Genomic DNA, 21,819 nt, shown 5'->3' on the forward strand with positions numbered 1-21,819 from the left:
CCCGAAGTCTGGCAGAGGCTCCAGCGGCCAAGTGGCCATCCCCCCTGGTATGTTGCGCCGATGTCAGAGATCAGGAAGTTCCAAGTCACCTTTGACTGCGCCGAACCCGAGCGCCTCGCTCGCTTCTGGTGCGAGGTGTTGGGGTACGTCGTGCCGCCACCACCGGAGGGGTTTGCGACCTGGGACGATTACAAGTCCTCGCAGCCGCCTGAGGAGCGGGATTCGTGGTTCGCCTGCCTCGATCCCACCGGGGTGGGCCCGCGCCTGTACTTCCAGCGTGTTCCCGAGGGGAAGGTCGTCAAGAACCGGGTGCACCTCGACGTGCGCGTCGGCACCGGCCTCGTGGGTGAGGAGCGCCTCGCCGCACTCGAGGCCGAATGCGCACGACTGGTCCCGCTCGGCGCGGTACACGTGCAGACGCTGTATGCCGACGGCGTCAACGAGTCGTGCATCCCGATGCAGGACATCGAGGGCAACGAGTTCTGCATCGACTGAACGGAGGGTGTGAACGGCGAGGAGCGGGAAGGACCGTGGCATGTCCACCTCCCACGCGCCTCGTGCGCTCTCGCTCGCCGCTGCCCTTCTCACCGGCACCGTCGCTCTCTACATCGCCCTGGTCGCCCTGGGGAACATCACCGACTTCGGCACCAACCAGGCGTTCGTCCAGCATGTGCTGGCCATGGACACGACGTTCAAGGACGACGACCTGATGTGGCGGGCCATTACCAACAGAGGGCTCCAGAACACCGCTTACGTCGCCATCATCGTGTGGGAGACGGTCGCCGCGCTCGTGCTCGTCGCCGGGACCGCGCTGTGGTTCCGGCGCGACAGCGGCCGGGCGCGGCGCCTGTCCACCTACGGTCTGCTGATGCTCGTGCTGCTCTTCGGCGCCGGGTTCATCGCCGTCGGCGGTGAGTGGTTCTCCATGTGGCAGTCCAAGACCTGGAACGGTCTCGACGCGGCGACCCGGGTACTGGTGCTCACCGGGATCGCGCTCGTCGTCGTCCAGCTGAGCCCCGCGGATCAGGAGGGATAGGGCGCCGCCTCGCGGCCCGCGCGCAGGGTGGCCGTCCACCAGGCCAGTTGGTCCAGCAGGGTCTTGGCATAGCCCTCCGTCCCGGCGTCCACCGGGCGGCCGTCCTGCCACGCGGTGAAGTAGTTCGGGAAGGCCAGGCCGTCCCGGACGGTCACCGCGTGGAGTTCCGTGAGCACGTTCTCCAGGTGCAGCACCGCATGCCGGCCGCCCGCCGCGCCGCCGTAGCTCACGAACGCGACCGGCTTCGCCGTCCACTGGTCGAAGTGCCAGTCGATGGCGGCCTTCAGCGCCGCCGGGTAGCTGTGGTTGTACTCGGGGGTGACGATCACGAACGCGTCCGCCGCCGCCAGGGCCGCCGTCAGGGACCGCATTCCGGAGGGGCGGGGGTAGGCGTCGCCCGAGTGCTTCGGTGACTCGGCGGGGAGCGCGAGGGGGATGTCGTAGGCGGCCAGGTCCACGACCTCCACCTCGAACCCGCCGTGTGTGCGCGCCTGTTCGGCCACCCACCGAGCCACCACCGGGCCGAACCGGCCCTCCCGGACGCTTCCGATCAGAATCACGAGCCTGTGCCGCTTGTTCTCATCCATGGACCTCACCATCGGGGTCCCGCGCGGCCCCAGCCAGACCGAGGCCAGGCTGGCCCCCGCAGGGCCACGCTGAGCGACAGCCGCCGTGCCTATCCTCGACGGTATGGGGACACCACTGGGGGACTTCGTCCGGGCGAAGCGGGACAGCATCCAGCCGGCGGCGCTCGGGCTGCCCGAGCGCGGGCGTCGCCGGTCGCCGGGGCTGCGCCGGCTCGACCTCGCCAACCGGGCCGGGATCAGCGTCGAGTATCTGACCCGTATCGAGCAGGGGCGGGACCGCCATCCGTCGGTGGCCGTGGTCAACGCCCTTGCCGACGCCCTCAGCCTCGACCCCACCGAGCGGACCCATCTGCGCTATCTCACCAAGATCACCGGCAGTGAGTGCGTGTCCCACGCCCGGCCCGCGCCCCCGAACCGTGAGGTACGGCCCACCGTCAGGGAGACACTCCGCCTCCTCGAACCCGGCCTCGCCCTGGTCACCAACCGGCTCGGCGACATCCTCGCCCGCACCGGCGCCTACGAGGCGGTGCTGGGCGGAACCGGACTGCTCGATGCCGACGCCGTGCCGAACCTCACCCGGTACGTCTTCACCGACCCCCGCGCCCGCGCCCTCTTCCCCGACTGGGAGGACATCGCGGACGAGCAGGCCTTCGACATCCGGCTCGGGCCGTCCGTCGAGAGCTCCGAGTGGTTCACGACCGAACTCGCCCCGGTCGCCGGGCCCGAGTTCACCCGGCGCCTCAACCGGCACACGATCCCGAAACGCGGCATCCTGCGTCTCGCCCACCCGGCCGGCCCGGAACTCCGGCTGCGCCGCGAGACCCTCGAACTCGCCGAGGACACCCAGCAGTTGGTCGTCCTGCTGCCCGCCGACGAGCAGACGGCGGAGGCCGTCGAGCGACTCCGCCGGCTCCCGGCTCCAAGACTGCGCGCCATCTCCTGACGGATCCGACGGCCACCGACGGCTACTTGACCACCGTCACCTTGGTGTTCGGTTCCGTGCCGAACGTCCACAGGGCCGCGCCGTCCGCCTTGTGCATGCGGATGCCGCTGGTCTGCTTGCCCGCGGCGGGTGGCGGAGAGGAGCCGTCGACCGCGTTGGAGAAGGCGACCGACAGCCCCGACTTCGCGGCGAAGTAGAGGACGTGCTCGATCTGGACGCCGTCCGAGCCGGTCGTGGACGCCAGGGTCTTGGAGATCGTGTACGTGCCGGGGTCGGGGCTCACCGTCCCCGGCCACACCGTGAACGTGCGGGTCGCCTTGTCGCTCGCGTCGACCGTCCACACCCGCTTGGCACCGAGCGAGTAGACAACCCGGCGACCGGTACCGGAGGCCGCCGGTACCTCGGGAGCCTTCGTGGGCTTCGGGGACGCGGAGGGGTGGGCGCCCGCCGACGCGCTCGCCGACGGGCGGACCGCCGCGGCCGTGGGGTGCGGCCCCTTGTCGGCCTGTAGGGCGAGGAAGACGACGGCCACCGTCGCCCCGGTCGTCAGACCGGTGACCCAGACCCAGGAGGGCAGCAGTCGGGCAGCCACGGGTACGCATCTCCTCCGTTATGAGGGCCCCCTACGTATTCGCACAGGGGTCGGATCATCGTACTGTGCGCTGCCCGCCCGCTCGGTCCGGTCCAGGTCCGCTCCCGGTCCGGTCCCGGCCCCCTCAGTCCAGCACCGGCAGCAGCTCCGGCAGGTGCCCGTCGGACGCCTCCGCCGCCCGCTGACGCTCCTCCGGCACCTCGCCGTACACCGTCGTACGGGGCTTCGCGGGACGGCCCGCCGCCTCGGCCACGGCGATCAGGTCCCGTACCGACTTGTACGAGCCGTACGACGACCCCGCCATCCGCGAGATGGTCTCCTCCATCAGCGTGCCGCCCAGGTCGTTCGCGCCCGAGCGGAGCATCTCCGCCGCCCCCTCCGTGCCCAGTTTCACCCAGCTTGTCTGGATGTTCGGGATGTAGGGGTGGAGGAGGAGCCGGGCCATCGCCGTCACCGCCCGGTTGTCGCGCATGGTCGGGCCGGGGCGGGAGATGCCCGCCAGGTAGACGGGCGCGTTGGTGTGGATGAAGGGCAGGGTCACGAACTCCGTGAAGCCGCCGGTCCGCTGCTGGATGCCGGCCAGGGTGCGCAGGTGGCCCAGCCAGTGCCGGGGCTGGTCGACGTGGCCGTACATCATCGTGGACGAGGAGCGGATGCCCACCTCGTGGGCGGTCGTGACGACCTCGATCCAGGTGGCGGCGGGCAGCTTGCCCTTGGTCAGGACCCAGCGGACCTCGTCGTCCAGGATCTCCGCCGCCGTCCCGGGGATGGTGTCCAGGCCCGCCTCCTTCGCCGCGGTCAGCCACTCCCGGATCGACATGCCGGTGCGCGTCGCGCCGTTCACCACCTCCATCGGCGAGAAGGCGTGCACATGCATGCCGGGGACCCGCTCCTTCACCGCCTTCGCGATGTCGAAGTAGGCCGTGCCGGGCAGGTCGGGGTGGATACCGCCCTGCATGCAGACCTCGACCGCGCCGAGGTCCCACGCCTGCTGGGCCCGGTCGGCCACCTGGTCCAGGGAGAGGGTGTACGCGTCGGCGTCCGTGCGGCGCTGGGCGAAGGCGCAGAACCGGCAGCCGGTGTAGCAGACGTTGGTGAAGTTGATGTTGCGGGTGACGATGTAGGTGACGTCGTCGCCGACCGCCGACTTCCGGACGTCGTCGGCGATCCTGGTCAGCGCGTCCAGCGCCGGACCGTCCGCGTGGAACAGGGCGAGGGCCTCGGTGTCCGTCAGCTTCGTGGGGTCGTCGGCCGCGGTCGCCAGAGCCTGGCGGACGTCGGTGTCGATGCGCTCGGGTGCCATGCCGGGGGCGGCCGCCTCGCGCAGGGCGCCCCAGTCGCCGTACACCTCGTCGAAGTCGTCGCGGCGGTCGCCGGTACGGCCCTCGGTGTCGATGGTGGCGTGCAGGTCGGTGCGGCCGGTCGCGACGAAGACCTCCTCGGGCTCCTGCCACGGGTGGCCCTCGACGGTCGCGTCCGCCCGCGCCAGCCCCGTCTCCGGGTCGGCCAGCGCGGCCACGTGCGGGCGCAGCCGCGGGTCCAGCCAGGGCTCTCCGCGGCGGACGAACTCCGGGTACACGCAGAGACGTTCCCGCAGCTCGAAGCCGGCGGCCGCCGACTTCGCCGCCAGTTCCTCGATCTGCGGCCAGGGGCGTTCCGGGTTGACGTGGTCGATGGTGAGCGGCGACACCCCGCCCCAGTCGTCGATACCCGCCGCGATCAGCCGCTCGTACTCGCTGTCGACGAGGTTGGGCGGCGCCTGGATGTTGCCGGCCGGCCCCATGACCAGCCGGGCCACCGCCACGGCCGCGACCAGTTCGTCCAGCTCGGCGTCCGGCATCCCGCGCATCGCCGTGTCCGGCTTGGCGCGGAAGTTCTGGATGATCAGCTCCTGGACGCCGTGGTACGACCGGGCCACGCGGCGCAGTGCGAAGAGGGACTCGGCCCGCTCCTCGTACGTCTCGCCGATGCCGATCAGGATGCCCGAGGTGAACGGGACCGAGGAACGGCCCGCGTCCTCCAGGACCCGCAGCCGGACGGCGGGTTCCTTGTCGGGGGAACCGTGGTGCGGGCCGCCGGGCTCGGACCACAGCCGGGTGGCCGTCGTCTCCAGCATCATGCCCATGCTCGGCGCGACCGGCTTGAGCCGCTGGAAGTCGGTCCAGGACAGCACGCCCGGGTTGAGGTGGGGCAGCAGGCCGGTCTCCTCCAGGATGCGGATGGAGATGGCCCGGACGTAGGCGATCGTGTCGTCGTAACCGTGCGCGTCGAGCCACTCGCGCGCCTCCGGCCAGCGGTCCTCGGGCTTGTCGCCGAGGGTGATCAGGGCTTCCTTGCAGCCGAGGGCCGCGCCCTTGCGGGCCACGTCGAGGACCTCGTCCGGGGACATGAACATGCCGTGCCCGGCCCGGCGGAGCTTGCCGGGGACGGTGACGAACGTGCAGTAGTGGCACTTGTCGCGGCACAGGCGGGTGAGGGGGATGAAGACGCTCTTCGAGTACGTGATGACACCCGGGCGGCCGGCCTGTTCCAGACCGGCGTCGCGCACCCGGGCGGCGGACGCGGCGAGGTCGTCGAGTGCCTCGCCGCGCGCCTGGAGCAGCACGGCGGCCTCGGAGACGTCGAGGGCGACGCCGTCCCGGGCGCGTTTGAGGGCGCGACGCATGGAGTTCTCGGTGGGGCCGCCGGTTCCGGGGGTCGCGGAAGTCGTCATTCTTCGAGCATACGGAGGGCTCCGCCGGTTCAGCCGGGACGGGGGTTCCGAGGGGACTGCGGTGCATGGCGGAGCGCGGGTGCGTCGTGGCTGGTCGCGCCCACGCGGCGGTAGCCGCACCTCGACACAGCCCCGCGCCCCTGAAAGACAGGGGCGCCGCAGCGAGCGCCTCTTCAGGGGCGCGGGGAACTGCGCGAGCAACCCCCACGCACCCGCAGCCGACTACAGATACTCCGCGTACGCGTCCAGCACCCCCAGCACCTCCGCCTCCCCCGCCGGCGGCAGCTGGAGCACGACCTCCTCGATGCCCAACTCGGCATAGTGCGCGAGCTTCCCCGGCGCCGGCAGCACCGCGTACGGCACCACCTGAAGCGCCGCCGGGTCGCGCCCGGCGTCCGCCCACACGCCCCGCAGGACCGGCAGCGACTCGGCGAGCCCGCGCCCGCCGATCGGCAGCCACCCGTCGGCGTACTCCGCGATGTGCGCGAACAGCTTCGGCCCCGCCGCTCCGCCGACCAGCGTGCGCGGACCGACGACCGGCCCGCGCGGCTTCTGGACGGGCTTGGGATACGCGGACGACGCCCGTACGCTCCCGAACTCCCCCTCGTAGGCGGTCGGTTCGTCCGCCCACAGCGCCCGCATCAACGCCATCCGGTCCCGGCCCAGCTCCCGCCTCGTCCGCCAGGCCACGCCGTGGTCCGCGGCCTCCTCGACGTTCCAGCCGAAGCCGACGCCGAGCGTGAACCGGCCGCCGGACAGGTGGTCGAGGGTGGCGATCTGCTTGGCGAGGTCGATCGGGTCGTGCTGGGCGACCAGGGTGATGCCGGTGCCGAGGCCGAGGCGTTCGGTGACGGCGGCGGCCTGGCCGAGGGCGACGAAGGGGTCGAGGGTACGGCCGTACTCGGGGGGCAGGTCGCCGCCGGCCGGGTACGGCGTGGTCCGCTCGACCGGGATGTGCGTGTGCTCGGGCAGGTACAGCCCGGCGAAACCGCGTGCCTCCAGTTCACGGGCGAGCCGGACGGGGGCGATGGTCTCGTCGGTGAGGAAGATCGTGACGGCTATACGCATGGGCCATCTGTACCGGGAGTGGCGCGATATGTCCATACCGACTGGTCGGCATCACCCGCCCCACCTTTCACACGGCTACACACGTGGCATACGGATGCCTGTGGATTCCCTGTCCTTCCAGGGGAGTTCACGTCGGGAGAGGAGAGTCACCGGTATGTGTGAGGACACGCACGGCATCGGCAGACGCGCACTGTTCGTGACGGGCGCGGCGGCAGCCCTTACGTTGGGAAGCGTGAGCTTCGCAGCGGCGGACGGTCAGGGCCAGGGGACTCCGGGGACTCCGGGGACTCCGGGGACTCAGGAGACGAAGACGGTACGCGGCACGCTGCCGCCCGGCTGCCCGGACTTCGTGTACGTACCGGTCGAGGTCCCCGCCGGCGTCCGGGAGATCAAGGTCTCCTACACCTACGACCGGCCGAGCGTCCCGGCCGGCACCACGGGCAACGCGCTCGACATCGGCATCTTCGACCAGCACGGCACCGAGCTGGGCGGCAAGGGCTTCCGGGGCTGGTCGGGCGGGGCGCGCACGGAGTTCTTCGTCCGCGCCGACGACGCGACCCCCGGCTACCTTCCCGGCCCGGTCCGCGCCGGCACCTGGCATGTCGCCCTCGGCCCCTACACGGTCGCCCCGCAGGGCCTGAACTACGAGCTGACGATCACGCTGACGTACGGCGAGCCCGGCACCCCCGTCCGCCCGGTGTACCCGCCGTCCCGTGCGAAGGGCCGGGGCCGGGACTGGTACCGCGGCGACTGCCACCTGCACTCCTGGTACTCCGACGGCCGCCGCACCCCCGCCGAGATCGCGGCCCTCGCCCGTGCCGCCGGCCTGGACTTCATCAACTCCTCGGACCACAACACGCACTCCTCGCACGCGCACTGGGCGGACCAGGCCGGCGACGACCTGCTGATCATGCTCGGCGAGGAGATCACCACCCGCAACGGCCACGTCGTCGCCCTCGGCACGGACCCCGGGACCTTCGTCGACTGGCGCTACCGGGCCCGCGACAACCGGTTCGGGAAGTTCGCGCACCAGATCCACAAGGCCGGCGGTCTGGTCGTACCGGCGCATCCGCACGCCACGTGCGTGGGCTGCGCCTGGAAGTTCGGGTTCGGGGACGCGGACGCGGTCGAGGTGTGGAACGGCCCCTACACCCCCGACGACGAGGTGGCCCTGTCCGCCTGGGACGCCACGCTGGTCGCCTCGGTGCGCGGCAACAAGGAGTGGCTGCCGGCGATGGGCAACAGCGACGCGCACCGCGACCCGGACGCCGTCGGCATGCCCCAGACCGTCGTCCTCGCCGACGACCTGACCCGCGAGGCGATCCAGGAGGGCCTGCGCGCGGGCCGCTCCTACGTCGCCGAGTCGAAGAACGTGCAGGTGAGCTTCACGGCGACGGGCGGGCGCGGCGAGCGGGCCGGGATCGGCGAGCGGCTGGAGGTGGCCGCCGACACCCCGGTGACCGTCCGCCTGGAGGCCTCCGGGGTGCCGCGCTGCACGGTCCGCTTCATCACCGACGAGGGCGTCCTGCTGACCAGCGCCCCGCTCCCGGTGGCCGGCTCGGGCGTGGTCGAGTGGCAGACGACCCCGCAGTACGCGGCGTACGTGCGGGCGGAACTCCGCCACGAAACAGCAGCGGGCCCCGTCCCCGGCGCCCTGGCGGCACTGACCAACCCGATCTTCCTGGGACGGTGAGACAGCACACCGGCTTCGACGCGCGTTCAAGGCACGACTGAGGGCCGGACGGGAGGGCCAGGCCGAGGTGCCCGGCGCCGGGGGGGACGGGCGCGGACGGGCGCGGACGGGCGCGGCACTGAACCGTGTGCCCCATCCGTGGCGTCTCAACTCACGTGACGTGCACAAGTCCCGGTGCAGAGATGGAAGTTGGGCACGCCGGCAGACAGCCGGACCAGAGCCGTAGCCCACAGTCTCCCCCGGAGGGGTCATGTTCCCGATGGTCCGCACGCGCTCGATGATTCTGCTCGGTGCCGCCATCATCGTCGTGGGGGCCGCCGCCTTGGCGGGCACCGTCCTGTTGACCGTGAAAGACGCCGAGGGCAAGGAACTCGGCGACCCCGATCTGAAAACCGTCAGTTCGGTCTCCGTCTGCTCGGACGTGAAAGTCCACGCATGGGTCACGATGAACATCGGGACGGTAGCCCGGCCTGACGACAGGAAGGTCGACTACGACGTCGAGCCCACCGGTCACGACCGTGATCCGTTCGACGGGACAGCGGCCAAGGGCTGCGAGATGGCCGCCGGAGCCTTCGGATCCCGCGTGGAGTTCAAGGCACCCGGCCTGAACAAGGGCCGGCCGTTCTATGTGACCGCACCGGCCGACCGCCGGCTTGTCCTGGTCGTCCGGCTCACCCAGCACGCCGACGGCACGGTCACCAGCACACAGAAACTGGTCACCGCGCGCTGACGACCCGCACCCCCTGCCCTCGGCCACCGGGGGCAGGCGGAGCGGTGCGACCTCAGCCGAGCTTCCAGGCCGGGCCCACGGACAGATAGGTGCTGACCATGCGTGCGGTACGCGTCGGGAAACCCGTCTGCCGGAGTTCCAGGACGGCGCTGGTCGCGGGGTCGACGATCAGTCGGGCGTGCAACTCGGAGCCCTGCCACTCCACGGCCGTACCGCGCCGTCCCGCGCTGTCCTTCACCGTGCCGACGAGGTGTACGTCGTCCATCTCGGCCAGGATCTCGAACAGGGCGGCGCGCAACGCGGGGCTCGACGGCGAGGTGGCGAGCATCTTCACGATGCCGTTGTAGAGGGACCCTTGCGAGGCGGAGACACCCGCCGCGTCTTCGAACAGCCGGGCCTTCAGGGCCGCCGGATCGGTGGGCAGTTCGTCGAGTTCGTCCCAGGTCACCTTGGTCTTCCCGATCGTCCAGGACATCTCTCCGGGAAACTTGCAGAAGCCGTCGTGGCAGCGCTTCGTCTCCGCCCCCGGGGTAGGAAGGTAGACGGCCGTCGGGCTGTACCAGGTCGTCTGGGGCCCGCTGCCCACCCCCCGCACCGTGCCGGTGAAGCGCACGCGCACCTTCCAGTACGGGGCGTTCGCGGCGGATGTGTCCCCGTCCGCCGCCGTGTCCGCGACGCGGTTCAGGAAGGCCGCCGCGTCGGCGCTCGCGGCCGGGGTGCCGCCGTCGAACGAGACCGTCGGGTAGACGAGAACGGTGGCGGTGACCGCCGCGACGGCCAGGGCCGCCCCCACGAACCGTCGCCGGACCCGTCCGCGCGGCCGCAGCGGGACGGCGTCCGCAGTGTCGCGGGCCACCGCCTCCCGTACGGCGGCCCGCGCCGCGGCGACGGCCGACGCGCTCGGCGGCTCGACCCGCCCCGCGGCCGCCAGGGCGTCGGCGCCGGGGAAGTCGAGGACATCAGGCTCGGTCGTGGTCATGCGAGGTCTCCCGTCCGGTCGAACGTGGGGGCGTGGGCGCCGGTGCTGGTGCTGGTGCTGGTCGATGCGAGTGCCTCGCGCAGCCGTGCGCGGGCGCGGTGCAGACGGGATCTCGCGGTGCCCGGGGGAACGCCGACCACGGCCGCGGCCTCGGTCGGGGTGAGCCGCTCCCAGGCGACAAGGAGCAGCAACTCGCGTTCCACATGCGGGAGTCCGGCGATGCTGCGCCGCAGGAACGGCGCGACCGCCGCCGCGTCCAGCCGTTCGTCGACCCCCTGCCACGGGTCGGTGTCGGCGCGGTCGCCGGGTGTTCCCGGCGCCGCCGCCTCTTCCCGTCCGCCTTGCCGCCAGTGCGCGGCAAGTACGTTCCTGGCCACCCCGAACAGCCAGGTACGGGCCGTGCCACGGGCGGCGTCGAAGGTGCGGCGGCTCGCGTAGGCCTGCAACCAGACCTCCGCCAGCAGATCGTCGGCGGCGGCAGGCGCGCGGCGGATCAGATAGCCGTGCAGTACGCCGGCGTGCCGCTCGACCAGCGGCTCGAAGGCCGCCGGGTCACGGGCCGAACGGGCGAGCAGACTCTCGTCGTCCGAGTCTTCCGAGCCATCCGAGCCGTCCGAGCCATCCAGGTTGTCCGGTTCCATCGGGTCCCCTTCCACGGCCACGCGATCGCGGCCACACCCCTTACTTGTCGGGAGCGGGCGGGAGCGTTCGCCCGGCTCCACGGAAAGAGCCAAAGGCACACCTGCGCGCTTCAACGGGGGTTCAGGGCACGTCGGGCGTCGATGGCTGCGCCCACTGGTCGATCATCGCGCTGTTGGGGCTCCCCGGAATCGGCTCAGTCCACGACCTGTGGATCGCGGAAGTAGTACACGACGGTCACGCCCATGCCTGGGGTGTGCGTGTACACGACCGTGATCGCCTCGGCCGAGTCGCGGGCGAGCGGTGTCGTGTACGTGTACTCGGCAGAAGGAGGGCGCCAACCGGGAATCTCGCGGCCGGCCGACGGATCCCGTGCGATCACGCTCAGCGCTTCCCGCACCACTTCCCGCTCCCCCTCCGTCAGGTCGCCGAATGCCTTCCTGGCGGGCTCGGCCTCCTCCAACGGGACGTCGTTCACGCGCCGCCGCCTCCGGCTCGTGCGTCCTCCAGCGCCGTCATGATCTCAGGCGAGTTCCTGATCAGGACCCGGTGCCGGTAGGCCCGTACCACGGCCGCGGCGCCGGCGAAGTCGTTGGTCGGCGATGCTCCTATGGCAGCCGCCAGCTCCTCCTCGAAGCGCTCGCGGTCGCCCGGGAAGCCGTAGCGGCCGAGCGCGCTGCGCAGGTCGTCCACGGTCCGGATCTCCGGCAGCGGCATCGCTCCCCAACCGTGCTCGGGCTGTGCGCTCATGATCAGCTCCTGATGAAGGGGCATCGCTCCAGCTCCCAGTATGGCCCTGGTCACCACGCCGCCGCCCCGCCTCCGCACTCGGCCCACAGCAGCTTGCCGCCCGCCGACATGCCCGGCTCGCGGAGCGCCGACGCGCCCCAGGTGTCCGCGCAGGCCCGCACCAGGGGCAGTCCGCGGCCGTGCTCGGCGTCGGGTGGAGGGGGCGGGGCGGGTGCGTTCGAGAAACCGGGCGGGACGTGCGGGTCCGTGTCCCATACGGCCACACGGAGGCGACCGGACTCGGCCGAGCGGAGGCGGAGTGCGTACGGCCCCTTCGTGTGACAGTGCGAGTTGGCCAGCAGCTCCGCCGCCACGAGCTCCGCGGTGGGGGTGAGCTCGGGCATCTCGTGGGCGGCGAGAATCAGTCTGAGGGTGCCCCGTGCGATACCCGGTGCGCGTGGATCGTGCGGAAGGTGCAGGGTGTAGTTCCAGGACGGGGATACGGTGACCATCGGAAGTCTCCGGTCGCTGAGGGGAGTTGGACGGGTGCCTGGTGTCTCCGCCGCGGCGTCCCACGGTGCGCTTCCAGGCATGGCGCCTGGGATCGAAGATAGAGGCTTCGCAAAGCAGCTTTGCGAGTATCCGAATAATCTCGGCGCTTTCTCCCTCGTGTGAGTGACAATCCCGCCGCACGCCCGCCTACAGGAGGTCTCATGACGCCAAGGCCCGCGCCCACGGCCCGACGCGTCCGGCTCGCCACCGAGCTGCGTAAACTCCGCGAGCGGGCGGGTCTGTCCTCCACCGAAGCCGCACAGATGCTCGGTACCAGTTCGGGTCAACTCAGCAACGTGGAGTCGGCCAGGTTCGGAGTGAGCCCCGACCGCGTCCGGGCGATGGCCCACATCTACTCGTGCACGAACCAGTCCTACATCGACGCCCTGGCGGACATGGCCGCGGAGAAAACGCGCGGCTGGTGGTGGGACGCCTACCGCGAGGTGCTTCCGTCGGGGCTGCTCACCCTCGCGGAGCTGGAGCACCACGCGACGGCCATCCGCACCGCCTTCACCTCGCACGTTCCCGGCATGCTCCAGATCGGTGAGCACGCCCGGGAGATCTTCAGCCGGGCGATCCCGACCCCCACCCCGCCGGAAGTCGAGCATCGGGTCTCACACCGCATCAAGCGCCAGGACGTGGTGTTCCGGGAGAACCCGAATCCGTACAGCACCGTGATCCACGAAGCAGCCCTGCACATGCGGGTCGGCGGTCGACGAGTGGCCCGGCAGCAGCTCAGGCATCTGATCGACATGAGCCTGCGGGACCACATCACCCTTCGGGTGCTTCCCTTCGACGTCGGGGCCTTCCCGGGATCGGGCCAGTCCATCAACTACCTGTGTGGCCCTGTGGCGGAACTGGACACCGTACAGCTCGACCAGTTCCACGGGCCTGTACTGCTCGACGCCGAGGCTCACTTGGAGAAGTACCGACGCCTCCTGGACGTCGTCGAAGCCACCGCCCTCAGCCCTGCGAAGTCCCGGGACCTGATCCACGCCGTCACCCAGAACCTGTGAAGGAGCCGATATGTCCACGAGCCGCTGGCGGAAGTCGTCGCACTGCCAAGAAGGCGAGGCCTGTGTCCACATATCCACCGCCCCCACCACCGTCCACATAGCCGACGCCGACCCGCCCAGAACCGTCCTCACCGTCAGCGCCGAAGCCTTCGGCGCTCTTCTCCGTCTGCTGAAGTCAAACGCCGGACAGTGAGCCCGCACGGCCGCCGTCGGCCAGGTCCGCGACGACCGCCGCATGGTCCGACGGCCACACCCCGTCGACCGGCCCTTCCCCGGCCCGTCGTACGGCCAGCACTGTCCCGATGCCGTCGGGGCCGGCCGGTGCGCCGACGTGGATGTAGTCGACGCGGACGCTGGGGCCGAGGCCCGGATGGACATACGGGTTGGCGTTGTCCCAGGTGGCGGAGGGGGTGGTCGGGTCGGCGTACTCCCAGGCGTCCAAGAAGACCTGGCCCGGTACGACAGGTGCGGTGCGGACCCCGCCGAACCGGCGGATCTCGTCGGAGTCCGGCCAGGCGTTGAAGTCACCGGTGACGACGGGCGGGAAGTCGGTGCCCGCACGGTGCGCGGCGACGAACTCGGCCAGCGCGGTGACCTGTTCGCCGCGTACGGCCGACAGGTGCAGCTGTGAGGTCAGGTGGACGGTGAAGAAGGGCACGTGGTGGGCGGGGGCGGCGAGGCGGGCGTAGAGAGCGAGGCGTCCGTCGTCGAGTTCCGGTGGCGCCGGCAGTCGCAGCATCTCGCTCTCCACCACGGGCCAGCGGCTGAGCACCGCGTTGCCGATCTCGGTGCCCGGCTCCCCGATCCGCCGCTGCCAGCGCTCGGAGGCCGGGGAGGCGGCCCAGGCCCAGTGCAGACCGAGTTCACCGGCGAGCCACCCGGCGAGGTTCTCGCCGTCGGCCGCCCACACCTCCTGCAGGCCGACCACGTCCGGCCGCAGCTCGCGCAGCACGGCGAGGATCGCCTTCTGCCGTTCCGCCCAGGGCCCGAAGCGCCACCACAGGTTCCAGGTCATGATCCGCACGGGCCACCGTCTCTCGTAGGGGAAGCATGAGAGACATCGAAGAGGAAACCGGCGGGTCAGGGACCAGTGCGTGCGGATCGGTGGGCGGTGGCGCCACGGCACCGCCCGCCCACCTGCTGCCCGACGACGACCCGGGCCGCTCTCAGCGGCTAGGTCACACGGTCGCCTTGTAGAACGCGTACGTCGCGGAGTACGGCACCGACACCTGGTCGGTGCCGGTGCAGGCGGCGGCCGGGGCGACGCCGCCCTCCGTGTTCAGGCGCTGGACGTAGGTGACGCCCTCGAACGTCCCGGCGCCGCGCGTGGCCGTGGCCTTCAGGAGCAGCTCGGGGATGGTGCCCTCCTTGGGGGAGGTGACGAGCGCCGAGGCGTTGACCGCGCTGCCGTCGACCGTGGAGACCCAGACCGGGCCACGGGAGTGCAGGGCGACCGGGCGGTGGGCGCGGTCCCTCTTGTCGGAGAGGGTGGCGGCGGGCTCCAGGAGCTTCCAGGCGCCGTCGGTGCAGGTGTAGGTCTGTACGCCGTGCGCGGAGTAGACGCCGGTCAGCTTGTTGCCGTCGGGCACCGCCAGCGCGGCGGGGGCGTGCACCGCCGGGAGGGCGGCGGGCTTCGCGGACGAGGCCTGGACGGCCGTCGTGCCGAGCAGGGTGGCGGCGGCTGCGGCGGCGACGGCCGTGGTGGTCAGGGCGATTCTCTTGACGTGCTTCATGGAGTGGTCTCCAAGGATTTCGTGCGTGGCAGAGGAAGGGAGCGGCCGGACATCGACAAACCGGAAACCGGCCGTCCCCCTTGTCATGTCGGAACGCTACTGATCCGCCAGCGCTTCCGGAGCCGATTGCCCGATCCCTGCCCGCACAGGACGCCTCCCGGACCCCAAAGGGCAAGCGAGCAGCCCTCGTTGACACCTCGGGGCTAGCCGTCGGCCCACTTGCGCAGCAGCGCCTCGCGTTCCTCGCGGGGCGGGGTGCCGTCCGCGTGGTCCCGGCGCCATGCCAGCAGGTCGGCGACGGTCGTGCGGCCGTCGGCGATCCGGGCCAGGAGGGTGCGGGAGAGGTCGTACTCGACCGGCTGGTAGATGCCGCCGGCGACGGCCGAGAGAACGCTCACCTCGACGGTGTCCTCGGCGGTCTCCACCCGCACGGTGTAGGCGGGCGGAAGTTCGCCGTCGCCGGTCACCGCCACGAGCAGCGAGTCGATGGCCATGGACACCAGGCGCCGGCCGGCGGACCGCACGGGCACGTCACGGACCTCGATCCGCCGCACCTCGCTCCAGCTCCGGTAGGTGCCGTGGTCGATGCCGAGGGCTTCGACGCCGTCCTCCGTCAGTCGTACCCCGGACGCCGTACCGACGGGCTCGGCCCCCAGGTACACGGCGTCCTCGGTGATCCAGAACAGGCCGACCACGGCCATCGGCGCCTCCAACAAAAGTGCCTGCTGTCGGCATGAGAGACGGTATCGGCGGCCACCCGGTTTCCCGATGCCGCAAGCACCTCGCGTGCGTGTCGGGGACCATGGAGACAAGGCAGCTACGGCAGCAACCATGAGGAGTCGCACGGACCATGCCCCGCCCCACCGACACCCGTTTCCGCGCCACCACCGCCTTCCAGCGTCATGTCGCCAATCCGCTGACCCGGCTCCTCCCCTTCCAGACCCTCCTGGAGACCACCGGGCGCACCTCCGGGCTGCCCCGCCGCACACCGCTGGGCGGCCGGCGGGTCGGCGGTGCCTTCTGGCTGGTGTCGGAGTTCGGCGAGAACTCGCAGTACGTCCGCAACATCAAGGCCGACCCGAGGGTGCGGGTCCGCATCGGGGGGAAGTGGCACGCGGGGACGGCCCACCTCATGCCCGACGACGACCCGGTGGCCCGGCTGCGCACCCTGCCCCGCGGCAACAGCGCGGCCGTACGGCTGCTCGGGACGAACCTGCTGACGGTGCGGGTGGACCTGGACGGCTGAGCGGGACCGGGTGCCGGCCGCCGGGCCGCCGGTGCTCCTGCCGCTCCGGCGGCTACCCCTGCCCTGCCCGCGGTCCCGGCGTGGCTTCCAGCAGGCTGTCGAAGCCCGACGGCGGGCGGCCCAGGAGTTCCGTCACGTCGTCGGTCGCGCGGTCGTAGCGGTTCTCCCCGTGCAGCCGGGCCATCGTGGCGATGTGGTCGAAGAGATGCGGCGGCAGGCCCAGCGGCTTGAGGTCGTGCTCGATCCATTCGTCGTACGGCACGTCGACGTATGTCACGGTGCGGCCCAGCAGGGCGGAGAACTCGGCGGCGATCGCGGTCATGTCGCGGGAGGCGGCGCCGGTCAGTTCGTAGACCCGGCCGGCCTGCGGCGAAGGGTCGAGCAGCAGCCGGGTGACCACCGCGGCCACGTCGCGGGCGGCCACCGGCGAGGTGCGTGCGGTGCCGAAGGGGAGGCGGATGGTGCCGTCACGCCGGACGGAGGCCACGGCGAGCATGCCGAAGAGCGGGTTCTCCATGAACACCGTCGGCCGGACGTGGACGACCGGCAGCCCGGACCAGTTGAGGACGTGTTCGGAGAGCCAGTGCAGCCGCTGCTGGTGCGACTCCGCGCTGCTGGTGAGGCTCATCTGGGAGACGGTCATCTGGGACATGTGCACCAGCAGTTCGAGCCGGCCGCCCGCAAGCCCCGCCGCCGCCACGATCGCCGTGGCCTCCAGGTATTCGGGCGACGGGCTCATCCCGTAGTAGGCCCTGCGGCACCCCTCCAGCGCGGCCACCACGTCCGCGCCGCGCGTGAGGTCACCGACCACCACCTCGACGCCGTCGACGGCCCGCAACGCGGTGGCACGGTCGTCGTCGTGGTGGACGAGGGCGCGGACCGGCAACCCGTGCCGGCGCAGCTCCGTGACGACCCTCCCGCCCACGCCTCCGACACCACCGGCGGCACCGGTGACCAGGATCGGATCAGCACTCGGCAAGACGTCCTCCCAGAGTCGGCAACCCGCTCCGGCTTTCTACGGCACGCGGACCGCCTCCCCGGCACACCCCGCCGCGCGGGCCACCCGCCAGGAGTAGCCGCCTTCGCCGACGCGTCCCCCCACCCCAGTCACCCCGGTCACCCCGGCCAGACGATCGCCTGCACCTCGCTGTAGGCGTGCAGGGCGTAGGAGCCGACGTCCCGGCCCACCCCGCTCTTCTTGAAGCCGCCGAAGGGGGCCTCCATGTTCCGCCCGACGGTGTTGATCCCGACGCCCCCCGCCCGAAGCCGCCGCGCCACCCGGAAGGCACGGGCCACGTCCCCCGACCAGACGTAGTCGATGAGGCCGTAGTCGGAGTCGTTGGCGAGGGCGATGCCCTCTTCCTCGTCGTCGAAGGGGATGACGGAGACGACCGGGCCGAAGATCTCCTCGCGGGCGGCCCGCATGTCGTTACGGCAGTCGGCGAGCACCGCGGGCCCGAGGTAGAACCCCTTTTCCAGGGGAGGCCGTTCGCCGCCCGTCACCACCGTCGCGCCCTCCTTGCGCGCCACTTCGACGTACGACTCCACCCGCGCCCGGTGTTCGGCCGTGATCAGCGGTCCGACCACCGTGTCCGGTTCCGCCGGGTCGCCCACCTTCAACCGGCCCGCGTAGGCGGCGAGTTGCTCCACGAGCCGGTCGTACAACGGCCGCTGCACCAGGACCCGCGTGGGTGCCGTGCAGATCTGGCCGCTGTAGAAGGAGAAGGTGGTGCCGATCCCCGCCACCGCCGAGCCGACGTCCGCGTCCGCGAGGACGACCGCCGCGCCCTTCCCGCCCAGCTCCATCAGCTGTCGTTTCATGTCCCGCCCGCACACCTCGGCGATGCGCTGCCCGACGGCCGTGGACCCGGTGAAGCTCACCATGTCGACGTCGGGCGAGGCCACGGCGGTCTCGCCGACACCGGCCGACCGTCCGGAGACGACGTTCACCACGCCCGGCGGGGCGCCCGCCGCCTCCAGTGCCTCCGCCATGCGGTAGACGGAGAGCGGGTCCTGCGGGGCCGGTTTCACCACCACCGTGTTGCCCATGGCCAGCGCGGGCGCGACCTTGCCCGCCGGGTTGGCCCAGGGGTTGTTGTACGACGTGATGCAGCTGACCACGCCCACCGGCTGGCGCACGGCCAGCGCGCCCATCACCCCGGCCCTCCCCATCGGCCCGGCCTCGTTGATCTGCGGCGGGATCGCCCACTCGGCGGGCTCGACGGTGGCGTACCGGCGGAACCGCGCGACCGCCACCCCCACCTGCATCGCCCGGGCGGTCCCGGTCGTCGCCCCGGTCTCCGCCCGGGCCAGGTCGGCGTACTCCGTCAGCCGGCCCCGGATGATGTCGGCGGCCCGGCCGAGCACCGCCGCCCGTTCCGCCGCCGGCGTCCGCGACCAGCCGTCGAAGGCCTCCCGGGCGGCCGCGCAGGCGGCCAGGACCTGCTCCTCGGAGGCCTCGGGAGCCCAGCCGACGGTCCCCTCGGTCGCCGGGTCGACGACGGCGTAGTGCCCGCCGTCGGGGTCCACCCAGCGCCCCCCGACGAACAGCCGCTGCCCGTCACCCGCATCGCTCACCGGGTGCTCACCGTCCTGGTGTCCCGCCCGGACCGCAGCACCTTCCCGGGTACGGCACCGCTGACCACGTCGTCGCGGATGGCCTCGACCCCGTTCACCCAGACCGCCCGTACCCCGATCGCCTTCGCGTCCAGGCGGGGACTGTCTCCCGGCAGGTCGTGCACCAGGGTGGCCTGCCCGGCGGCGATCCGCTCCGGGTCGAAGAGCACGAGGTCCGCATGCCAGCCCTCCGCGATCCGCCCCCGCTCCCGCAGCCCGAAGAGCCGGGCCGGGTCGTCGGTCAGCATCTTCACCGCCTGCTCCAGACCGAGCAGCTTCCGCCCGCGCAGACAGTCCCCGAGGAACCGGGTCGTGTACGGCGCCCCGCACATCCGGTCCAGATGCGCTCCCGCGTCGGACCCGCCCAGCAGCACGTCCTCGTGCTGCCAGGTCTCGGCGCGCAGCGCCCAGGAGGCGGGGTCGTTGTCGGTGGGCATGGGCCACAGGACCGTACGGAGTCCGTCGGCGGCGCAGATCTCGACCAGGCAGTGGAAGGGGTCCTGTCCCCGCTCCGCCGCGATGTCCTTGACCACCCGGCCCGACAGCCCGGCGTTGGCCTCGCTGTAGGTGTCGCCGATGACGTACCGGCCGAAGTTCGCCAGCCGCCGGAAGACACCGGCCTCCTTCGAGTGGGCGCGCTCCAGCATCTGGGCGCGTACGTCCGGGTCCCGGAGCTGCTCGATCCGCTCCGGTACCGGCAGCCCGAGGATCGGGCCCCAGCCGGGGATCAGGTTCAGCGCGCAGAAGGTGCCCAGGGACATGTTCATCGGCGTGAGGATCGGCATGGTCAGCGCCACCACCCGGCCGCCCGCCTTCCGGGCCCGCTCGCTGGCCTGGAGCTGCCGGGGCACCCGCTCCGGCACGGCGGCGTCCACGGTGAGCACGTTCCAGTTCAGGGGCCGCCCGGCCACCGCGCTCATCTCGGCGAACAGTTCGATCTCGGCGTCGCTGAACTGGTCGAGGCAGCCGGCGACGATCGCCTCGATCTGCGTCCCCTCGTGCTCCCCGACGGCCCGCGAGAGGGCCAGCAGCTCCGCCGGGCGGGCGTGCCGGGAGGCGACCGGCTGTCCGTCCCCGTCCGAGTGCGTGCTGGACTGGGTGGTGGAGAAGCCCCAGGCGCCCGCGTCCATGGCCTCGTGCAGCAGCCGTACGATCTCGGCGAGCTGCTCCTCGCTGGGCTGCCCGCCGACCGCGTCCGGCCCCATCACGTACCGGCGCAGGGCACAGTGCCCGACCATGAACCCGGCGTTGACGGCGATCCGCCCCTCGAGCGCGTCCAGATACTCCCCGAAGCCACGCCAGCTCCAGGGCGCCCCCTCCTCCAGCGCGACCAGCGACATCCCCTCGACCTTGGACATCATCCGGCGCGTGTAGTCGGCGTCCCCCGGCTTCAGCGGGGCGAGCGTGAACCCACAGTTCCCGGCGGCGACCGTCGTCACCCCGTGATTGAGAGAGGGCGTCGCGTACGGGTCCCAGAAGAGCTGCGCGTCGTAGTGGGTGTGGGGGTCGACGAACCCGGGGGCGAGGACGAGCCCGGCGGCGTCCTCGGACGTCCTGGACTCCTCGGTGACGGTACCGATGACGGCGATCCGGCCGTCGCGTATGCCGACGTCGGCGAGGACAGCGGGCGCGCCGGTACCGTCGACGACGGTCGCGCCCCTGATGACGTGATCGAGCATGACGGTTGCCTCCTTGAACTCCGGCTCGGTGGGGATACTCAGGGGCGCGGGGAACTGCGCGACCAGCCACAACGCATCCGCGCCCGCCGACGAGACCTCAGGCCCCCTGACGGAACCGCGAAGTCCGGTGAACGGGATCCGTATCGATCTTCGGAATCACGTGCTCCCCGATCAGCTGGATCGTCTGCAGCGTCTCCTCCTTCGGCACCCCCACCGGCAACCCGAAGCTCAACTGGTCCGCCCCGGCCTGCTCCCACCGCTTGCACTGCCGCAGCACCTCGTCCGGATCGCCGCAGATCAGCAGCTCCTCCTCGACGAGCAGCTCCACGAACTCCGGCGTGTACTCGGGCAGCGTCTCCGGCCACACCGGGAAGCCCTCGGGCCTTGGGAACGTGTCGTGGTACCGGAACACCAGCGAGGGGAGGTAGTGCAGCCCGCCGGACGCGGCGATACGGATCGCCTCGTCGTGGGTCGGCGCACAGATCGCCGTCGTCGTCACCATCACGTTGTCGTTGACGAAGTCACCCACCGGCTCCGCGTTCACGATCGCCGTCTTGTACTGCTCAAGCACCCACTCCATGTCGGAGACCTTCTGGATGCTGAAGCCGAGCACGCCCAGCCCCTTCTTCGCCGCCATGGCGTACGACGGCGGTGATCCGGCCGCGTACCACATCGCCGGGTGGGACCTGCCGTACGGCTTCGGCAGCACCTTCCGCGGCGGCAGCTGCCAGTGCTTGCCCTGGAAGCCGGCGTACTCGTCCTGGAGCCACATCTTGGGGAACTCGGCGATGGTCTCCTCCCAGATCTCCTTGGTGTAGTTCATGTCGGTCACACCAGGGATGAACCCGAGGATCTCGTGCGACCCCGCCCCCCGCCCGCTGCCGAACTCGAAGCGGTTGCCGGTGAGGTGGTCGAGCATGGCGACCTTCTCGGCGACCTTCACCGGGTGGTTGACCTGGGCGAGGGGGTTGAAGATGCCGGACCCGAGGTGGATGCGCTCGGTCGCGTGCGCGAGGTACCCCAGGAAGACGTCGTTCGCCGACAGGTGCGAGTACTCGTCCAGGAAGTGGTGCTCGGAGGCCCAGGCGTACTTGAAGCCGGACTTGTCCGCCTCGATGACGTACTCGGTCTCCTCCATCAGTGCCTTGTGCTCGGCCAGCGGGTCGGTCTCGGCGCGCTTGCCCACGTATCCCTGTACAAAGAGCCCGAATTCCAAGGCGGTTCACCGTCCCATATTTCCTGACGCTCCGTCAGATACCGTTCGTTGG

Annotated in this window: 24 protein-coding genes; 8 read left to right on the forward strand and 16 right to left on the reverse strand. The window is 71.4% G+C overall.

Annotated elements, in window-relative coordinates:
* Positions 1–60 precede the first annotated feature (60 nt).
* The gene (locus ACGFZQ_RS24930) at positions 61–495 is read left to right on the forward strand and encodes a VOC family protein (RefSeq protein ID WP_393842161.1); all 435 of its coding nucleotides are present in this window, start codon (positions 61–63) and stop codon (positions 493–495) included.
* 40 nt (positions 496–535) lie between these two features.
* Positions 536–1,036: a DUF2165 domain-containing protein gene (locus ACGFZQ_RS24935; RefSeq protein WP_393842162.1), complete on the forward strand. Its 501-nt coding sequence runs from the start codon at positions 536–538 to the stop codon at positions 1,034–1,036.
* Here the strand turns inward: ACGFZQ_RS24935 and ACGFZQ_RS24940 are convergent.
* Positions 1,024–1,623 carry an NADPH-dependent FMN reductase gene (locus tag ACGFZQ_RS24940; protein WP_393842163.1) on the reverse strand — a complete coding sequence of 200 codons (600 nt, stop codon included), beginning with the start codon at positions 1,621–1,623 and terminating at the stop codon, positions 1,024–1,026. The two genes, ACGFZQ_RS24935 and ACGFZQ_RS24940, sit on opposite strands and share 13 nt — an antisense overlap.
* A gap of 103 nt (positions 1,624–1,726) precedes the next feature.
* Here ACGFZQ_RS24940 and ACGFZQ_RS24945 point away from each other — a divergent pair, with 103 nt between their 5' ends.
* Entirely contained in the window at positions 1,727–2,566 is an 840-nt protein-coding gene (locus tag ACGFZQ_RS24945; RefSeq protein ID WP_393842164.1) for a helix-turn-helix domain-containing protein, read from the forward strand.
* 22 nt (positions 2,567–2,588) lie between these two features.
* Here ACGFZQ_RS24945 and ACGFZQ_RS24950 read toward each other — a convergent pair whose 3' ends face one another.
* From ACGFZQ_RS24950 to ACGFZQ_RS24960, 3 genes are all read right to left on the reverse strand, one after another.
* Entirely contained in the window at positions 2,589–3,158 is a 570-nt protein-coding gene (locus ACGFZQ_RS24950) for a hypothetical protein (RefSeq protein WP_351737347.1), read from the reverse strand.
* A gap of 124 nt (positions 3,159–3,282) precedes the next feature.
* Positions 3,283–5,871 (reverse strand): bifunctional FO biosynthesis protein CofGH, encoded by a 2,589-nt coding sequence (locus tag ACGFZQ_RS24955; RefSeq protein WP_393842165.1) that lies wholly within the window; start codon positions 5,869–5,871, stop codon positions 3,283–3,285.
* Between the two features lie 222 nt (positions 5,872–6,093).
* The gene (locus ACGFZQ_RS24960; RefSeq protein WP_393842166.1) at positions 6,094–6,939 is read right to left on the reverse strand and encodes an LLM class F420-dependent oxidoreductase; all 846 of its coding nucleotides are present in this window, start codon (positions 6,937–6,939) and stop codon (positions 6,094–6,096) included.
* 154 nt (positions 6,940–7,093) lie between these two features.
* On the opposite strand from ACGFZQ_RS24960, the gene ACGFZQ_RS24965 reads away from it, so the two are divergent.
* Together ACGFZQ_RS24965 and ACGFZQ_RS24970 are read left to right on the forward strand one after the other, a co-directional pair.
* Positions 7,094–8,632, forward strand: a complete 1,539-nt coding sequence (locus tag ACGFZQ_RS24965) for a CehA/McbA family metallohydrolase (protein WP_393842167.1) — start codon at positions 7,094–7,096, stop codon at positions 8,630–8,632.
* A 250-nt stretch (positions 8,633–8,882) separates the two neighbouring features.
* Positions 8,883–9,362 carry a hypothetical protein gene (locus ACGFZQ_RS24970; protein ID WP_393842168.1) on the forward strand — a complete coding sequence of 160 codons (480 nt, stop codon included), beginning with the start codon at positions 8,883–8,885 and terminating at the stop codon, positions 9,360–9,362.
* A 52-nt stretch (positions 9,363–9,414) separates the two neighbouring features.
* Here ACGFZQ_RS24970 and ACGFZQ_RS24975 read toward each other — a convergent pair whose 3' ends face one another.
* From ACGFZQ_RS24975 to ACGFZQ_RS24995, 5 genes are all read right to left on the reverse strand, one after another.
* Positions 9,415–10,341 carry a CU044_5270 family protein gene (locus ACGFZQ_RS24975; protein ID WP_393842169.1) on the reverse strand — a complete coding sequence of 309 codons (927 nt, stop codon included), beginning with the start codon at positions 10,339–10,341 and terminating at the stop codon, positions 9,415–9,417.
* On the reverse strand, positions 10,338–10,982 hold the full coding sequence (locus ACGFZQ_RS24980) for an RNA polymerase sigma factor (protein WP_393842170.1): 645 nt from the start codon (positions 10,980–10,982) through the stop codon (positions 10,338–10,340). Before ACGFZQ_RS24980 ends, ACGFZQ_RS24975 begins: the two co-directional genes overlap by 4 nt.
* Positions 10,983–11,176: 194 nt before the next feature.
* Positions 11,177–11,458 (reverse strand): hypothetical protein, encoded by a 282-nt coding sequence (locus tag ACGFZQ_RS24985; protein WP_393842171.1) that lies wholly within the window; start codon positions 11,456–11,458, stop codon positions 11,177–11,179.
* A complete protein-coding gene (locus ACGFZQ_RS24990; protein ID WP_393842172.1) occupies positions 11,455–11,730 on the reverse strand; it encodes a hypothetical protein in 276 nt (91 codons plus the stop codon). Before ACGFZQ_RS24990 ends, ACGFZQ_RS24985 begins: the two co-directional genes overlap by 4 nt.
* A gap of 50 nt (positions 11,731–11,780) precedes the next feature.
* The gene (locus ACGFZQ_RS24995; protein ID WP_393842173.1) at positions 11,781–12,221 is read right to left on the reverse strand and encodes an ATP-binding protein; all 441 of its coding nucleotides are present in this window, start codon (positions 12,219–12,221) and stop codon (positions 11,781–11,783) included.
* A gap of 201 nt (positions 12,222–12,422) precedes the next feature.
* On the opposite strand from ACGFZQ_RS24995, the gene ACGFZQ_RS25000 reads away from it, so the two are divergent.
* Both ACGFZQ_RS25000 and ACGFZQ_RS25005 read left to right on the forward strand, forming a co-directional pair.
* Entirely contained in the window at positions 12,423–13,277 is an 855-nt protein-coding gene (locus ACGFZQ_RS25000; RefSeq protein ID WP_393842174.1) for a Scr1 family TA system antitoxin-like transcriptional regulator, read from the forward strand.
* Positions 13,278–13,287: 10 nt separating this feature from the next.
* On the forward strand, positions 13,288–13,470 hold the full coding sequence (locus tag ACGFZQ_RS25005) for a DUF397 domain-containing protein (RefSeq protein ID WP_393842175.1): 183 nt from the start codon (positions 13,288–13,290) through the stop codon (positions 13,468–13,470).
* Here ACGFZQ_RS25005 and ACGFZQ_RS25010 read toward each other — a convergent pair.
* From ACGFZQ_RS25010 to ACGFZQ_RS25020, 3 genes are all read right to left on the reverse strand, one after another.
* On the reverse strand, positions 13,453–14,292 hold the full coding sequence (locus ACGFZQ_RS25010; RefSeq protein ID WP_393842176.1) for an endonuclease/exonuclease/phosphatase family protein: 840 nt from the start codon (positions 14,290–14,292) through the stop codon (positions 13,453–13,455). The genes ACGFZQ_RS25005 and ACGFZQ_RS25010 overlap by 18 nt on opposite strands.
* Positions 14,293–14,455: 163 nt before the next feature.
* Positions 14,456–15,010 (reverse strand): DUF3455 domain-containing protein, encoded by a 555-nt coding sequence (locus ACGFZQ_RS25015; RefSeq protein WP_351737334.1) that lies wholly within the window; start codon positions 15,008–15,010, stop codon positions 14,456–14,458.
* A gap of 203 nt (positions 15,011–15,213) precedes the next feature.
* Positions 15,214–15,711 (reverse strand): hypothetical protein, encoded by a 498-nt coding sequence (locus ACGFZQ_RS25020; protein WP_393842177.1) that lies wholly within the window; start codon positions 15,709–15,711, stop codon positions 15,214–15,216.
* A gap of 149 nt (positions 15,712–15,860) precedes the next feature.
* On the opposite strand from ACGFZQ_RS25020, the gene ACGFZQ_RS25025 reads away from it, so the two are divergent.
* Positions 15,861–16,256: a nitroreductase/quinone reductase family protein gene (locus ACGFZQ_RS25025; protein ID WP_393842178.1), complete on the forward strand. Its 396-nt coding sequence runs from the start codon at positions 15,861–15,863 to the stop codon at positions 16,254–16,256.
* 52 nt (positions 16,257–16,308) lie between these two features.
* Here ACGFZQ_RS25025 and ACGFZQ_RS25030 read toward each other — a convergent pair whose 3' ends face one another.
* From ACGFZQ_RS25030 to ACGFZQ_RS25045, 4 genes are all read right to left on the reverse strand, one after another.
* Entirely contained in the window at positions 16,309–17,235 is a 927-nt protein-coding gene (locus ACGFZQ_RS25030; RefSeq protein ID WP_393842179.1) for an NAD(P)H-binding protein, read from the reverse strand.
* Positions 17,236–17,372: 137 nt separating this feature from the next.
* The gene (locus ACGFZQ_RS25035) at positions 17,373–18,833 is read right to left on the reverse strand and encodes an aldehyde dehydrogenase family protein (RefSeq protein ID WP_393842180.1); all 1,461 of its coding nucleotides are present in this window, start codon (positions 18,831–18,833) and stop codon (positions 17,373–17,375) included.
* The gene (locus ACGFZQ_RS25040; protein WP_393842181.1) at positions 18,830–20,551 is read right to left on the reverse strand and encodes an amidohydrolase family protein; all 1,722 of its coding nucleotides are present in this window, start codon (positions 20,549–20,551) and stop codon (positions 18,830–18,832) included. The genes ACGFZQ_RS25035 and ACGFZQ_RS25040 overlap by 4 nt, the downstream gene beginning before the upstream one ends.
* 97 nt (positions 20,552–20,648) lie before the next feature.
* The gene (locus ACGFZQ_RS25045) at positions 20,649–21,767 is read right to left on the reverse strand and encodes an LLM class flavin-dependent oxidoreductase (protein WP_393842182.1); all 1,119 of its coding nucleotides are present in this window, start codon (positions 21,765–21,767) and stop codon (positions 20,649–20,651) included.
* Between the last annotated feature and the right edge of the window lie 52 nt (positions 21,768–21,819).

The organism is Streptomyces sp. NPDC048254 (genome assembly GCF_043201895.1).
GTDB lineage: Bacteria > Actinomycetota > Actinomycetes > Streptomycetales > Streptomycetaceae > Streptomyces.